We start from the raw sequence: 15507 nt of genomic DNA on the forward strand, positions 1-15507 counted from the left end.
GGGTTCGGGGCGGCGGCGCAACGGTTTTTCGCTGCGCCGCACCGAGGATCCGCCCGCCCGGTTCGCCCCGGTCGCCCCGCTCACTCGGCGGGGCGCGGCATTGTGCGCGCCCGCGCCTGGCCCAGCCACAGGACGAGCGCGATCCCGACGAGCCCCGCCACCGAGATCGCGATCAGACCGCCCGTGAACGACCCGGTGCGGTCCTTGATCGCGCCGACCACGAAGGGAGCGACGAATCCCGACAGGTTGCCGATCGAGTTCACCACCGCGATGGCGCCGGCCGCCGCGGCGCCCGACAGCGCCTCCACGGGCAGGGTCCAGACGATCGGCAGGGCCGCGAAGATGCCGAAGGCCGCCGCCGAGAAGAACGCCATCTTGACGAGCGGGTCGGCCACCAGCGCGGCCGCGATCGTGCCGAGGGACGCGAAGGCGAGCGCGACGATGAGGTGCCCGTGGCGCTCCCGCTTGGCGTCGGAGCGGCGGCCCCACCAGATCATCCCGACCGTGCCGGCGATGTACGGGATCAGCGTGACGAAGCCCGTCTCCAGGTCGGTGAGGCCGAAGGCCTTGACGATCTGCGGCAGGAAGAAGCTGAAGCCGTAGAGCAGCGCCACCGCGCCGAAATAGATGAACGCGATGGCGATCACCCGCGGGTCGAAGATCTCGCGCGAGAGCCCTCGGTGCTGGTGCGCGGCCCGGGACGCCTCCTCCGTCCGCATCCGCTCCTCCAGCCACGCCCGCTCGTCGGCGGCGAGCCAGCGCGCATCGGCGGGGCGGTCGGTGAGGTAGAAGAAGGTCACGATCGAGAGGATCACCGCCGGGGCGGCCTCGATCAGGTAGAGCCATTGCCACCCCTTGAGGCCGAGCCAGCCGTCGAGGCCGAGGAGCGCGCCGGAGATCGGGGCGCCGATCAGGCTCGACAGGGGGATCGCCACCATGAAGGCGCTCACGATGCGTGCCCTGTAGGCAGCCGGGAACCACAGCGTCAGGTAGAAGATGATGCCCGGGAAGAAGCCGGCCTCCGCCGCGCCGAGCAGCAGGCGCATGGCGTAGAAGCTCGTCTCGCCGCCGATGAAGGCCATGCCGCCCGAGATCAGCCCCCAGGTCAGCATGATGCGGGCGATCCAGCGCCGCGCTCCGAATCTCTCCAGGAACAGGTTCGAGGGCACCTCGAAGATGAAGTAGGTGAGGAAGAACAGTCCGGCGCCGAGCCCGTAGACGGTCTGCGAGATCCCGAGATCCCGGTTCATGTGGAGGGACGCGAAGCCGACGTTCACCCGGTCGAGATAGGCGACGAAGTAGCAGACGATCAGGAAGGGAATGAGCCGCGCGCTGACGCGGCGAATGGTGCGGGTCTCGAGTTCGTTCATGGGCGCGGCGCCTCCTCCGGTCCGGGTCTGACGGCCCGGCTCCCCGCGCCATGGACCGGGCCGGGGCGGTTGGCAAGGGCTGCCATCAAGGGCTCTTGCCCGGGCCTTCCGGGTGCGCCCTTGTCCGGGCGGGCGCTTCGGTCTAGTGCTCGCGCCTCCCCGCGGGTCGCCGCATGCCGGCCGGCCCGCGCTTGGTCGACACAGATCCTCATCGTGTTCTCACGATCGAAACGGGTTCCGAGATGGTAACGCCACGCCGCGACAGCGGGAGCGACCGCCCGTCGCTCAAGGACGCCCGGGTCCTCGTCGTCGAGGCCCGCTACTACGACGACATCGCCGACGAACTCCTGCGCGGCGCCACAGCGGCGATCGCGGCGGCGGGGGCCGAGGCGGAGATCGTCACCGTGCCCGGCGCGCTCGAGATCCCCCAGACGGTGGCGATCCTCGTCGAGGCCGCGATGCGCGAGGGCCACCCCTACGACGCGGTGGTGGCGCTCGGCTGCGTCATCCGCGGCGAGACCGGCCACTACGACATCGTCGCGGGCGAGAGCGCGCGGGCGCTGATGGACCTCTCGGTCCTGCTGCGGCTGCCCCTCGGCAACGGCATCCTGACGGTCGAGACCGAGGCGCAGGCGCAGGCGCGGGCCCGCGTCGCGGAGATGAACAAGGGCGGGGGCGCGGCCGAGGCGGCCTTGGCGGTGCTCGCCCTCAAGCGCGCCAAGGCCGCCGGCCGGCCCGACCGCACCATCGGCTTCACCCCCCGCCGCATCGCGGAGTCCCAGGCATGAAACCGGCCGAGCGCAGCGGCGCCCGCCTCGCCGTCGTCCAAGCCCTCTACGAGATGGAGATCTCCGGCAAGGGCGTGATCGACGCGCTGGCCGAGTTCGAGGCCTTCTGGATCGGGCAGGTGGTCGACGGGATCGAGCATCCCCCCGCCGAGACCGCCTTCTTCCGGGACATCCTGCGCGGGGCGGTGGAGGAGCAGCGCGCGATCGACCAGCGCCTCGACGGCGCCCTCTCGGCCGGCTGGCCGCTGCGGCGGATCGAGGCGGTGCTGCGGGCGATCCTGCGCGCGGGTGCCTACGAGATCATGTTCCGCAAGGACGTGCCGGTTCGCGTGGCGATCTCCGAATACGTGGACGTGGCGCACAGCTTCTACGCCGGCGACGAGCCGGGCCTCGTGAACGCGGTGCTCGACAAGGTCGCCCGCGCCGCTCGGGCCGAGGCTTTCGACGGGGCCGACCGGGAGGGGTAAGCATTGGGGCGGTCCGCGTTTCAGATTGGCGCGGGGAACCCCTCTCCCGTGCGGGCTAGCGGATTAACAGAACGCGAAAAACACAAACAAGCCAGCTACTTACGTTGACACACGAAGGTTCCCGGGTGTGGCGTGGGGAACCCCTCTCCCGTGCGGGAGAGGGGCAGGGGTGAGGGTCCAGGTGGTTCAGCAAGTATTCTGACGCGTCCCGCTGCCAGCACGACCGTCTTCGCTTGATGACGGCACGGTCCGGGACCCTCACCCCTACCCCTCTCCCGCACGGGAGAGGGGATCCCGCGATCAAGCCTGACCCCGTGGAGGAGGTGGCTCGTGATGCCCCCCCGGCCCTCCGAGGACGACCTCATCGCCCGCTACTTCGCGCCCCTCGCCGGCCCCGGCGGGCTCGGGCTGCGGGACGACGCCGCCGAACTGACCCCCTCCCCCGGCCAGGACCTCGTCCTCACCACCGACGCGATCGTGGCAGGGGTGCATTACTTCCCCGACGACCCGCCGGCCGCGATCGCCGTGAAGGCGCTCGGCGTGAACCTCTCCGATCTCGCCGCCAAGGGCGCCCGCCCCCGCGGCTTCCTGCTGACCCTGGCGCTGACCGACACCTGGACCGAGGAGTGGCTCGCCGCCTTCTGCGCCGGCCTCGGCGCCACGGCCTCCCGCCACGGCTGCCCGCTCCTCGGCGGCGACACGGTGCGGGCGGCCGGGCCGACGCTGATCGGCATCACGGCGCTCGGCGAGGTACCGGCGGGGCGCATGGTGCGGCGCTTCACGGCGCAGCCCGGGGACCGGATCCTCGTCTCGGGGACGATCGGGGACGCGGCCCTCGGCCTCGCCCTGCGCGCCGATCCGCCCTGGGCCGCCGCGCTGCCCGCGCCCGAGCGCGCCCACCTCGCCGACCGCTACCTGCACCCGCGGCCGCGGACCGCCCTCGCCTCGGCGATCCTCGACCATGCGCGGGCCGCCATGGACGTCTCCGACGGGCTCGCCGGCGACCTCGCCAAGATGCTGCGCGCCGCGGGCGCGAGCGGGGAGGTCGAGGTCGCGGCCGTGCCCCTCTCGCCGGCCGTCCGCGCGGCCTGCCAGGCGGAGCCCGGCCTCATCGCCACGGCGCTCACCGGCGGCGACGATTACGAGATCCTCTGCGCGGTGGCGCCGGGCCGAGTCGCGGCCATCCGGGCCGCGGCGGCCGCGGCCGGGACGCCGCTCGCGGTGATCGGCACCGTGACCGGGGGAGACGCGCCGCCGGCCTTCCGCGAGGCCGACGGCACGCGGCGCACCTTCGCGGCGGCCTCCTTCAGCCACTTCTGAGCCGCGACTTTCGTCGGACGCGGCCTGTTCTCCGTCATCGCCGCGTGATCCGGAAAGCTTAAGAGCGTTTGCGCTCGCCCCTGAAGTTTGGCACTCAAAGGTGGCGGACCGAATTCAGGCCGGTCCGCTCATCCGGGGAGGAACGCCCGCACGGGACGCCGCTCGCCACCTTGGCCGTCGGCCGTTGCGGGACATGGCCCGACAACAAGGACGGTAGAATGACCGCACTCCTGCTCATCATCCTGGGCGGCCTCTGCGCCGTTGCCTACGGCATCTACACGATCAACGACGTCATGCGGCGCGACGCCGGCACCCAGCGCATGCAGGAGATCGCGGGCGCGATCGCCGAGGGCGCGCAGGCCTATCTGCGGCGGCAATACCTCACCATCGCGGTGGTCGGGATCCTGCTCTTCGCGCTGCTGGCCTACTTCCTCGGCATCAAGGTCGGGGTCGGGTTCCTGATCGGGGCGGTGCTGTCGGGCGCGGCCGGATTCATCGGCATGAACGTCTCCGTGCGGGCCAACGTGCGCACCGCCCAGGCCGCCACGCAGTCGCTCGGCGGCGGCCTCGACGTCGCCTTCAAGTCGGGCGCGGTCACCGGCATGCTGGTGGCGGGCCTCGCGCTCCTCGGCGTCGCCCTCTACTACACCTTCCTCACCCGGCAGCTCGGCCTCTCGCCCGCGAGCCGCGAGGTCATCGACGCCCTGGTGGCGCTCGGCTTCGGCGCCTCGCTGATCTCGATCTTCGCCCGTCTCGGCGGCGGCATCTTCACCAAGGGCGCGGATGTCGGCGGCGACCTCGTCGGCAAGGTCGAGGCCGGGATCCCGGAGGACGATCCGCGCAACCCCGCCACCATCGCGGACAATGTCGGCGACAACGTCGGCGATTGCGCCGGCATGGCCGCCGACCTGTTCGAGACCTACGCGGTGACCCTCGTCGCCACGATGGTGCTCGCCGCGATCTTCTTCTCGGGCCAGACCAATGTCGGCGGGCGCAACGTGCTCGAGACGATGCTGCTCTACCCGATGGCGATCGGCGCGGCCTGCATCGTCACCTCGATCATCGGCACGTTCTTCGTCACGCTGGGCGCCAACCAGTCGATCATGGGCGCCCTCTACAAGGGCCTGATCGGGGCCGGCGTGCTCTCGATCGCCGCCATCGCGGGCCTCAACGTGGTGCTGTTCGGCGGCTTCAACACCAGCTTCACCACCAACACGGGCGTGACCTTCACCTCGCTCAGCCTGTTCCTCTGCGCGGTGATCGGCCTCGTGATCACCGCGCTGATCGTGGTCATCACCGAGTACTACACCGGCACGAACTACCGGCCGGTGAAGTCGATTGCCTACTCGTCGGTGACCGGCCACGGCACCAACGTGATCCAGGGCCTCGCGATCTCGCTCGAATCGACGGCGCTGCCGGCGATCGTGATCGTGGGCGGCATCATCGCCACCTACACCCTGGCCGGCCTGTTCGGCATCGCGATCGCGGTCTCGGCGATGCTGGCGCTCGCCGGCGTGGTCGTCGCGCTCGACGCCTTCGGCCCGGTCACCGACAACGCGGGCGGCATCGCCGAGATGGCGGGCCTGCCCAAGGACGTGCGCAAGTCCACCGACGCCCTCGACGCGGTCGGCAACACCACCAAGGCCGTCACCAAGGGCTACGCGATCGGCTCGGCCGGCCTCGGCGCCCTGGTGCTGTTCGCCGCGTATACGTCCGATCTGAACTACTTCATTCAGAACGCGAGCCCGACGCAGTACCGCTACTTCCAGAACCTGACCGTCGATTTCTCGCTCTCCAACCCCTACGTGGTAGTGGGGCTGCTGCTCGGCGGCCTGATCCCCTACCTGTTCGGCGGCATCGCGATGACGGCGGTGGGCCGGGCCGCGGGCGCGGTGGTCGAGGAGGTGCGGCGGCAGTTCCGGGAGAAGCCCGGGATCATGCAGGGCACCGACCGGCCGGATTACGGGCGGGCGGTCGACATGCTGACCCGGGCGGCGATCCGCGAGATGGTGGTGCCCTCGCTGCTGCCGGTGCTGTCGCCGGTGGTGCTGTTCTTCGCGATCAACCTGATCGCCGGCAAGGCCCAGGCCTTCGCGGCGGTGGGCGCGATGCTGCTCGGCGTGATCCTGACCGGCCTCTACGTGGCGATCTCGATGACCTCGGGCGGCGGCGCCTGGGACAACGCCAAGAAGTACATCGAGGACGGCCATCACGGCGGCAAGGGCTCGGAGGCCCACAAGGCGGCCGTGACCGGCGACACCGTCGGCGATCCCTACAAGGACACCGCCGGCCCCGCCGTGAACCCGGCGATCAAGATCACCAACATCATCGCGCTGCTGCTGCTGGCGATCCTGGCGCATAGCTGAGCGGGGCGACCGCGCCCAAGCACCGGGACCCGCGGCGGGCGATCGCCCGCCGCTGGTCCCGCCCGTTTCCGGTGCGGCTCTCCTCAGGGCTTCGCCTCGGCGCTCGCGGTCGAGCCGTCGAAACCGTCCCGCAGCACGCCGAGCAGCGCCGACTTCACGTTAATGCCGAGATCCGTCAGGTGGATCTCGTAGCAGCTGAGGGCCTTCCCGATCGGCTCGTAGGACTTGCCGACGGCCGCCCGGCTGGCCGCGCTGACCGTCGAGTGGATCAGCGCCGCGCCCTCCAGATCGAAATCGACGGCGGCGTACATGCGCATCTCGGGCGTCGGCGCCGCGTAGGAGCAGTGGACGCTGCCGTCCTCGATCGAGAAGAGGCGCTCGACGCGCAGGCCGTTCAGTCCCTTGACCGCCGCGATGACCGCCTTCCGGGCCTCGCCCGACAGGTGGCGGAGTTCGCGGCCCTCCAGGGAGACGGCGAGGTGCTCCTTGTCCTTGAGCGTGAACTCGACCCAGGTCGTTTTCATGCTCTGGATCCGCGCCGTCATCGCGAGCAGGTCCCGGAATGCCTGGTTGACGGATTCGAAGTTCAGGATCGCCAGGACGAGCAGCCCGACCGGAAACACCAGCCGCAGGATCGTGCTGCTCGCAATCGAGATCGCGTTCGCCATCGCTGCCTCCCGTTCGGGCGCTCCGTTCGGCCCGGTGAGGATGGCGCGCACTCTCGGATGGTGAACGAAGGGTGTCTGTGCGGCGCGTCACGCGGGCGACCAGGGTGCCGGCGCGCGACCGGTGGCCCTTCTCCTTCTGGGGCAGGGCTGTCCCGGACACTCCAAGGCCCCCTGAGATGCGCCTTGAACTCCGGAAAAGGCTATTCTTCCAATAATCTACAATATTCCAGTGGGCGCGGGATCCCCTCACCCACTCGGGTTAGCCGACCCACAGAATGCGAAAAATACAAACAGGTCAGATACTTACATCAAGACACAAAGTTCCCGGGTTTGGCGCGGGGAACCCCTCTCCCGTGCGGGAGAGGGGCAGGGGTGAGGGTCCAGGTGGTTCAGCAAGTATTCTGACGCGTCCCGCTGCCAGCACGACCGTCTTCGCTTGATGACGGCACGGTCCGGGACCCTCACCCCTACCCCGCTCCCGCACGGGAGAGGGGATCCCGCGGGTCTCCTTGGTTCCGTTCAAGCGACTGCAAAAAAACAGCTTTTTCATGTTGATAGGCGAAGTGTGAACACGCTAGCCCACTCGGCAGAGGGGAGAAGTGCCTCTTCTTTTCCCGGACAGCCGTGCCCTGTGCGGGGTAGGGTTGACGGCCCCTACGGTCACCGTCCCGCGGCGAGCACCGGCGCGAGCCGCCGCACCGCCTCGTCGAGATCGGCGGCGCTGCGGGCAAAGCACAGGCGCAGGAAGCGCTCGCCGCCCGGCCCGAAGGCGGTGCCGGGGGCCACGCCCACATTCGCCTCATCCACGAGGCGCATGGCGAGGCGGCGGGCGTCGGGCTCGTCGGGCACGCGCGGGAAGGCGTAGAAAGCCCCAGCCGGCGGCGGCAGCTCGACGCCCGGCAGCCGCCCCAGCCCCTCCGCCAGGATGCGCCGCCCCTCGCGCGCCTGCGCGATCTGCGCCTCCACCAGCGCGCCGCCCTCCCGGATCGCCGCCACGGCGGCGTGCTGCAGGAAGGTCGCGACGCCCGAGGTCCCGTAGAGCACGAGCCCGTCGACGATCGGTGCGATGGCGGAGGGCCCTTCCAGCCAGCCGACGCGCCAGCCGGTCATCGCCCAGTTCTTCGAGAAGGTCTGGACGAACAGCACCCGGTCGCGGTCCTCCGGCTCCCAGACGTCCCGGAAGGAGGGCCCGCGCCCGAGCGCCGCGTGGGCCGGGTCAAAGCTGAAGCGGCCGTAGATCTCGTCGGCGATGATCCAGAGGTCGTGGCGGCGGGCCATGGCGAGGACGGCGCGAAGGTCGTCGTGGCTCGCCGTCCAGCCGGTCGGGTTGGCGGGCGAGTTCAGCACGATGGCGCGCGTCGCGGGCGTCACCGCGGCGGCGATGCGCTCGACGTCGAGGGCCCACCCCGCCGCCGGATCGAACTGCATCGGCACCATCACCCGGCGGGCGCCGTGAGCCTCGATCGCCCCGAAGAAGTTCGGCCAGGCGGGCGTCGGGATCACCACCTCGTCGCCCGGCGCTGTCGCGACCGCGAGGGCGACCTGGAAGGCCTGCATGCCGCCGACCGTGACGAAGACCCGTTCGGGCTCAGCCCGCCCGCCGTAGACGCCCGCCAGGTACGCGGCGATCGCCTCGCGCAGGGGCGGGATTCCGAGCATGCGGGTGTAGAAGGTGTGGCCGTCGCGGATCGCCCGGGCGGCGGCCTCGCCGATGAAGGCCGGCGTCGGCCGGTCGCCCTCCCCGACCCAGAGCGGGATCAGGCCCTCGCGGTCGGCGCCGTACGCGATCAGCTCGCCGATGCCGCTCGGAAGGACGCCGGCCGCCGTTGGGTTCATGGGCGGCAGGCGCGAGGGCTTCGGAATCGACATCATCGGGCGGCGGCTCGCGGCGGGATTCGGGGACGTCCCCGAGCCTTGCCCGCTTCCCTGCCCCGACTCAAGCCTCTGGGCGGACACGGCACCAGGCGTGCGACGCAACTCGGCTCCCTCAGGGTCCAGGGGCGCGGGATCCCCTCTTCCGGGTGGGCTAGCGTGTTCACACTTCGCCTATCGACATGAAAAATGTCTTCTTTCACAGTCGCTTGAACGGAACCGAGGAGACCCGCGGGATCCCCTCTCCCGTGCGGGAGAGGGGTAGGGGTGAGGGTCCCGGACCGTCCCGTCATCAAGCGGCGACTGTGGTGCTGGCAGCGGAACGCTTCAGAATACTTGCTGAACCACCTGGACCCTCACCCCTGCCCCTCACCCGCACGGGAGAGGGGTTCCCCACGCCATACCCGGGAACCCTCGTGTGCCGACGTAAGTATCTACCCTGTTTGTATTTTTCGCGTTCTGTGAATCCGCAAGTCCGGGTGGGAGAGGGGTAGGGGTGAGGGACGGACGCTTCCGCAAGAAGAGGGCGCCGTGCCGCTGGAAACGGGACGGTTCTGGAGACTTCCTGAAGCCGAGCCACCCTCACGCGGGATCTTCGATTCCCGGCCCTTCTCCCACTCGGGCTTGCTCATTCACACGTCGCCGGATGAGGCGCGGGTTTCCCCTCTCCCCGCGTGCGGGGAGAGGGCTGCGGACCCCTCGTCGGGTCCGCAGCGAGCCCGCAGGGCGAGGGTGAGGGGGCGGTTCCGGGTGTGCTCTGTCCTGAAGCGCCCCCTTACCCTCGGGCCGATCGCTCCGCGATCGGTGCGCCGCCTCGCCGCGCCGACGGCGAGGTCGTCGCGGCCCTCTCCCCGCACGCGGGGAGAGGGCATGCGCACCACCCGAAGTGTGAATCCGCAAGCCCAGTCGGGAGAGGAGAGACGTGCCTCGTCGGTGTGCGAAGTGCCATTCACACCACGTGGGATGGACGCGCACATCTCATCCGTGATGAACGCGCCCCCGGTCCTACCCCTCCCGCACCAGGATCACCGTCCCCAGGGGCGGCAGCGACAGGGTGAGCGAGCAGGCCTGCCCGTGCGAGGGATCGCAGGAGGCCTCGACGCCCCCGTAATTGCCCACGTTGCCGCCGCCATAGGCCTCGGCGTCGGTGTTGATCGCCTCCCGGTAGAAGCCGGGCGCCGGCACGCCGATCCGGTAGCCGTGGCGCGGGATCGGCGTGAAGTTCGAGACCACGATCGCCACCTCGCCCTCGTTGCGGCCCTTGCGGGCCCAGGCGATGACGCTGTTGTCGGCGTCGTCCGACACCAGCCACTGGAAGCCCGCGGCCTCCGTGTCCCGCGCGTGCAGGGCCGGTGTCGACACGTAGAGGCGGTTGAGGTCCCGCACGAGGTCCTTGACGCCGCGATGCAGGGGATCGTCGAGCAGGTGCCAGTCGAGGCTGGTGTTGTGGTTCCACTCCCGCTCCTGGCCGAACTCGCCGCCCATGAAGAGCAGCTTCTTGCCCGGATGGCCCCACATGAAGCCGAAATAGGCGCGCAGGTTGGCGAAGCGCTGCCAGCGGTCGCCCGGCATCTTGCCAAGCAGCGAGCCCTTCCCGTGCACGACCTCGTCGTGGGAGAGCGGCAGGATGAAGTTCTCCGAGAAGGCGTAGAGCAGCCCGAAGGTCAGGTCGTTGTGGTGGTAGCGGCGGTGCACCGGGTCCTTCGAGACGAAGCGCAGGGTGTCGTGCATCCACCCCATGTTCCACTTGAAGCCGAAGCCGAGGCCGCCGGTGTAGGTCGGGTGCGAGACGCCCGGCCAGGAGGTCGATTCCTCCGCCACCGTCATGGTGCCGGGCGCGTGGCTGTAGGTGGCCTCGTTGGTCCGACGCAGGAAGTTGATGGCGTCGAGGTTCTCGTTCCCGCCGTACTGGTTGGGGATCCACTCGCCCGTCCGGCGCGAGTAGTCGAGATAGAGCATCGAGGCGACCGCATCCACGCGCAGGCCGTCGAGGTGGTACTCCTCCAGCCAGAAGCGGGCGTTGGCGGCGAGGAAGGCCGAGACCTCCGTGCGCCCGAAATTGTAGATGTAGGTGCCCCAATCCTGGTGGAAGCCCTGGCGGGGGTCGGCGTGCTCGTAGAGGTGGGTGCCGTCGAAGAGGCCGAGCCCGTGCGCGTCGAGGGGGAAGTGGCCCGGCACCCAGTCGAGCAGGATGCCGATCCCCGCCTCGTGGGCGGCGTTCACGAACTCCGCGAAGTCCTCGGGCGACCCGAAGCGGCTCGTCGGCGCGAAGAGCGAGACCGGCTGGTAGCCCCAGGAGCCGTCGAACGGGTGCTCGGTGATCGGCAGCAATTCGATATGGGTGAAGCCCATCTCCTTCACGTAGGGGATCAGCCGAGCCGCCAGTTCCCGATAGGTGAGGTAGCGGTTCCCCTCCTCCGGCACCCGCGCCCAGGAGCCGAGATGGACCTCGTAGATGCTGATCGGGGCGTTGCGGTGGTCGGCCTTGCCGCGGCTCCCCATCCAGGCGCCGTCGCGCCAGTGCGGCTGCGGGCGCCCGACGAGGCGGGAGGCGGTCTCGGGGGGCTGCTGGGCCGCGAAGGCGACCGGATCGGCCTTGAGCGGCAGCAGCGACCCGTCCGGGCCGCGGATCTCGAACTTGTAGTGCCGGCCCGCCGGCAGGTCGGGGATGAACAGTTCCCAGACGCCGCCGTCCTGCCACAGGCGCATCGGGTGGCGGCGCCCGTCCCAGTCGTTGAAGTCGCCGACCACGCTCACCCGGCGCGCATTCGGCGCCCAGACCGCGAAGCGGAAGCCCGCAACGCCGCCGATCGTGACCGCCTGGGCGCCGAGCACCCGCTGCACCGCGTCGTTGCCGACGTCGCGCAGGAGGGCGATCTCGTCCTGGGCCAGCGTCGCGCCGAACTCGTAGGGGTCGCGCCGCACCCGCTCGGTGTTGTCCCAGGCCTCGACGGCGATGCGGTAATCGGGGCGGCCCCTATGCGCGACGGCGCCGACGAAGAACCCGGCCGGGTGGCGGCGCTCCATCTCGACGCGGGTGTCGCCGATCACCAGGGCGGCGGCCCGCGCCTCCGGCAGCACGGCCCGCACCTCCCACTGGCCCGGCGCCACCTCGTGCGGCCCCAGCACCGCGAAGGGATCGCCGTGGTTCGCCGCCATGATCGCCTCGATGGCGTCCGGGTGCAGCCCGGCGTGGCGGGCCGGCACGGCGGCGCGGGACGTCTCGGGAGCGGCCGGCATCGCGGCGCTCTGGGAGGTCCGGGCGGCCGGGGCCGGCGAGGGGGCGCGGGTCGCGTCGACCGTCATTCGGGCACCTTTCTCATCTCGTCGAGCAGGGAGAGGACGCCGCGGGCGGGAATTTCGATCCAGTCCGGGCGGTTGTTGGCCTCGTAATCGATCTCGTAGAGGGCCTTGTTCAGCAGGCAGAGCCGCAGCAGGCGATCATGGGTGGCGTCGTCCGTCACGGCGGCGCGGCTGCCGCGCACGGTGAGGCCGTAGGCTTCCAGGAACGCCCCCTCGATCAAGGTCCGCCACGCCGCCACCGCCGCGACGGTGCGCCCCTCGGCCTCCGCGAAGCGGGAGACGAGTTCGCGGGTGACGGTCTCCCCGCCATACGCGAAGGAGCGCAGCACCCCCGCCACGTCGCGCAGGGGCGTCGCCTTGGCGCGCCGCTCCTCCACGGGACGCGAGGGCTCGCCCTCGAAATCGACGATGATCAGGTCGTCCTGCGAGGCCAGCACCTGGCCGAGATGGTAGTCGCCGTGGATGCGGGTCTTGAAGGCCCCGACCGGCGCGTGGCGGGACAGGCTCTCGATCGCCCCGTCGATCTCGCGGCGCGCCCCCAGGATCGCGGCGGCGGCCTCGCGGGCGCTCTCGGAGGCGGTGCGGGGGAGGCCGTCCAGCCCGCGCATCGCCTTCTCGGCCTGGCGGCGGGTGTCGGATGCCAGCGCCGCCAGGTCCTCCGCCATGAAGGGCTCGGTGGCGAAGGCGGGGTCGTCCGTCTCGGTGGCGAAGGCGCGGTGCATCTCGGCGGTGCGCTGGCCGAGCAGGCTCGCCCAGCGCAGATGCGTGCCGAACACCTCCTCGGGCGGCGGCGCCTCGCTCTCGGGCGCGAGCACGAGCGCGTCGAGGTCGCGGCGCAGGTACTCGCGCATCAGCCGCCACGCGTCGCCCTGGTTGCGCACGAAGGCCTGGAGCAGGGCGAGCGCGGTACGGGTGCCGTCCTGCGCCACGTGCTCGACAGTGCCCAGCAGCGCGGGCGTGTTGCGGAAGCCCGCCACCTCGGTGAGGAAGCGGCCGACCTCGACCTCCGGATGGGTCCCGGTCTGGAGGCGGCGCAGGAGCTTGAGCATGAGCCGCGAGCCGAAGGCGATCGAGGTGTTGCTCTGCTCGGCCGAGAGGCGGCGGATATCGGCCGGGTCGAGGTCGAGGTCGGGATCGAACAGCGACGTGGTGCGGAATTCCAGCCGCCCCGCCTCGGAGGGGAGGTCGCGGCCCTGCCGCATGGCATCGACCATCGCCAGCGCGAAGTCCGGCGCGGAGGCCGCCCCGTAGAGGAGGCCGATCCGCGGCCCGCGTCGGACACGGGCGACGGCGTGTTCGAGCAGCGCCTCGTCCTCGCGGCCCTCGTCGACGGCGAGCGGCACGAAGTAATCCTGCCGCTCGCCATTCGCCAGCGAGACGGCGATCCGTGGCAGCAGGTACCCGGTCTTGCCCGACGGCGCCGGGAGCGTGGCGCTGTCGACCACCTGCACGGCGCGGATCCGCGAGCCCTTGGCGCCGAACCAGCGCCGCGAATTGATGAAGCGGGGCGCCACGGTGCGCTCGAAGGCCTGGCGCTCGCGGCCTCGGATCAGCGTGTCGACGCCGCCGGTCAGGACCAGCGTGAACAGTTCCGGCGGCTCGGCGCGCGGCGCCGTCTCCGCCGCCCCCTGCGCGAGGTTGAACCAGTAGAAGCCGTAGGCCGGCAGGGTCAGCAGGTAGGGCAGGTCGCCGATCGGCGGGAAGGCGGTGCCGCCGGTCAGCTCCACCGGCACCGAGGTGCGCAGCTCCGAGAGGTCGAGCTGCACCGCCTGCGGCGCCCGCGACAGGTTCGCGACGCAGAGCACCCGCTCGTCGTCGATCTCGCGCAGCCACGCCAGCACCTTGCGGTTCGACGGGTAGAGGAAGCGCAGCGTGCCGCGCCCGAGGGAGCGGTGGTTGTTGCGGATGGCGATCATCCGCCGCGTCCAGTTGAGCAGGCTCGTCTGGGCGCGGCTATGGGCCTCCACGTTGACGGCGTCGAAGCCGTAGATCGGGTCCTGGATGGTGGGCAGGAACAGGCGCGCCGGGTCGGCCCGGGAGAAGCCGCCGTTGCGGTCGGGCGACCATTGCATCGGGGTGCGCACCCCGTCCCGGTCGCCGAGATAGATGTTGTCGCCCATCCCGATCTCGTCGCCGTAGTAGAGGACGGGGGTTCCCGGCATCGACAGCACCAGGAACTTCATCAACTCGATCTTGCGGCGATCGTTCTCCAGGAGCGGCGCGAGGCGGCGGCGGATGCCGAGGTTGATGCGGGCGCGGCGGTCGGCGGCGTAGAAGCTCCAGAGGTAGTCGCGCTCCTTGTCGGTGACCATCTCGAGCGTCAGCTCGTCGTGGTTGCGCAGGAAGATCGCCCACTGGCAGCCCTCCGGGATCTCCGGCGTCTGCCGCATGATGTCGGTGATCGGGTGCCGGTCCTCCTGCGCGATCGCCATGTACATGCGCGGCATCAGCGGGAAGTGGAACGCCATGTGGCACTCGTCCCCGTCGCCGAAATACTGCGCGGTCTCCTCCGGCCACTGGTTGGCTTCGGCGAGCAGCATGCGGTCCGGGTAGCCGGCGTCGAGGGCCGCGCGGATCTTCTTGATGACGACGTGCGTCTCGGGGAGGTTCTCGCAGTTCGTGCCCTCGCGCTCGATCAGGTAGGGGATCGCGTCCAGGCGCAACCCGTCCACCCCCATGTCGAGCCAGTAGCGCATCACCTCGATCACCGCTTCGAGCACCCGCGGGTTGTCGAAGTTCAGGTCGGGCTGGTGCGAGTAGAATCGGTGCCAGTAATACGCCTTGGCGACCGGGTCCCAGGTCCAGTTCGAGGCCTCGGTGTCGAGGAAGATGATGCGGGTGTCGCGGTACTTCTCGTCCGTGTCCGACCAGACGTAGAAGTCGCGCCACTTCGAGCCCTTGGGGGCGCTGCGGGCGCGCTGGAACCAGGGATGCTGGTCCGAGGTGTGGTTGATGACGAGCTCGGTGATGACGCGAAGCCCGCGCTCGTGGGCCTCGCGCACGAAGCGCCGGAAGTCGCGCATCGTCCCGTAGGACGGGTTGATGCCCTTGTAGTCGGCGATGTCGTAGCCGTCGTCCCTGAGCGGCGAGGGGTAGAACGGCATCAGCCAGATCGCCGTCACCCCGAGGTCGCGGATGTAGTCGAGCTTGGCGGTCAGCCCGTCGAAGTCGCCGATGCCGTCGTTGTTGGCGTCGAAGAAGGATTTGACGTGGACCTGGTAGATGATGGCGTCACGGTACCATTGCGGATCGCTGCGATCGATCATCGCGTCAGAGCCTCGTTCGACCGGAATCCGACGCCGGGCTGGGGACGGTCGGGTCCCGCGTGAACGCCTGATGCCGGGGGGAGTTCG

The 15507-nt window shown here is 70.4% G+C and carries 9 protein-coding genes; 4 read left to right on the forward strand and 5 right to left on the reverse strand.

Annotated elements, in window-relative coordinates; translation table 11 throughout:
- Window positions 1-80 precede the first annotated feature (80 nt).
- Window positions 81-1370, reverse strand: coding sequence for an MFS transporter (locus ACW9J6_RS31855; RefSeq protein ID WP_457120338.1), 1290 nt, complete (start codon window positions 1368-1370; stop codon window positions 81-83).
- A gap of 242 nt (window positions 1371-1612) precedes the next feature.
- Here ACW9J6_RS31855 and ribH point away from each other — a divergent pair, with 242 nt between their 5' ends.
- The 4 genes from ribH (at window position 1613) to ACW9J6_RS31875 (ending at window position 6311) form a co-directional block, all read left to right on the forward strand.
- Window positions 1613-2158 carry a 6,7-dimethyl-8-ribityllumazine synthase gene (gene ribH / locus ACW9J6_RS31860; protein ID WP_457120339.1) on the forward strand — a complete coding sequence of 182 codons (546 nt, stop codon included), beginning with the start codon at window positions 1613-1615 and terminating at the stop codon, window positions 2156-2158.
- On the forward strand, window positions 2155-2625 hold the full coding sequence (gene nusB, locus ACW9J6_RS31865; protein ID WP_457120340.1) for a transcription antitermination factor NusB: 471 nt from the start codon (window positions 2155-2157) through the stop codon (window positions 2623-2625). Before ribH ends, nusB begins: the two co-directional genes overlap by 4 nt.
- A gap of 333 nt (window positions 2626-2958) precedes the next feature.
- Entirely contained in the window at window positions 2959-3945 is a 987-nt protein-coding gene (thiL, locus tag ACW9J6_RS31870) for a thiamine-phosphate kinase (RefSeq protein ID WP_457120341.1), read from the forward strand.
- 218 nt (window positions 3946-4163) lie between these two features.
- A complete protein-coding gene (locus ACW9J6_RS31875) occupies window positions 4164-6311 on the forward strand; it encodes a sodium-translocating pyrophosphatase (RefSeq protein WP_457120342.1) in 2148 nt (715 codons plus the stop codon).
- 83 nt (window positions 6312-6394) lie between these two features.
- On the opposite strand, the gene ACW9J6_RS31880 is transcribed toward ACW9J6_RS31875, so the two are convergent.
- The 4 genes from ACW9J6_RS31880 to treS all read right to left on the reverse strand — a co-directional run bounded on the left by ACW9J6_RS31880 (window position 6395) and on the right by treS (window position 15420).
- On the reverse strand, window positions 6395-6979 hold the full coding sequence (locus ACW9J6_RS31880; RefSeq protein WP_457120343.1) for a hypothetical protein: 585 nt from the start codon (window positions 6977-6979) through the stop codon (window positions 6395-6397).
- Window positions 6980-7639: 660 nt separating this feature from the next.
- Window positions 7640-8851: a pyridoxal phosphate-dependent aminotransferase gene (locus ACW9J6_RS31885; protein WP_457120344.1), complete on the reverse strand. Its 1212-nt coding sequence runs from the start codon at window positions 8849-8851 to the stop codon at window positions 7640-7642.
- A 1005-nt stretch (window positions 8852-9856) separates the two neighbouring features.
- Window positions 9857-12157, reverse strand: coding sequence for a 1,4-alpha-glucan branching protein GlgB (gene glgB, locus ACW9J6_RS31890; RefSeq protein ID WP_457120345.1), 2301 nt, complete (start codon window positions 12155-12157; stop codon window positions 9857-9859).
- Entirely contained in the window at window positions 12154-15420 is a 3267-nt protein-coding gene (treS, locus tag ACW9J6_RS31895; RefSeq protein ID WP_457120346.1) for a maltose alpha-D-glucosyltransferase, read from the reverse strand. Before treS ends, glgB begins: the two co-directional genes overlap by 4 nt.
- Between the last annotated feature and the right edge of the window lie 87 nt (window positions 15421-15507).

The sequence above is a fragment of the Methylobacterium sp. JK268 genome (assembly GCF_054052225.1).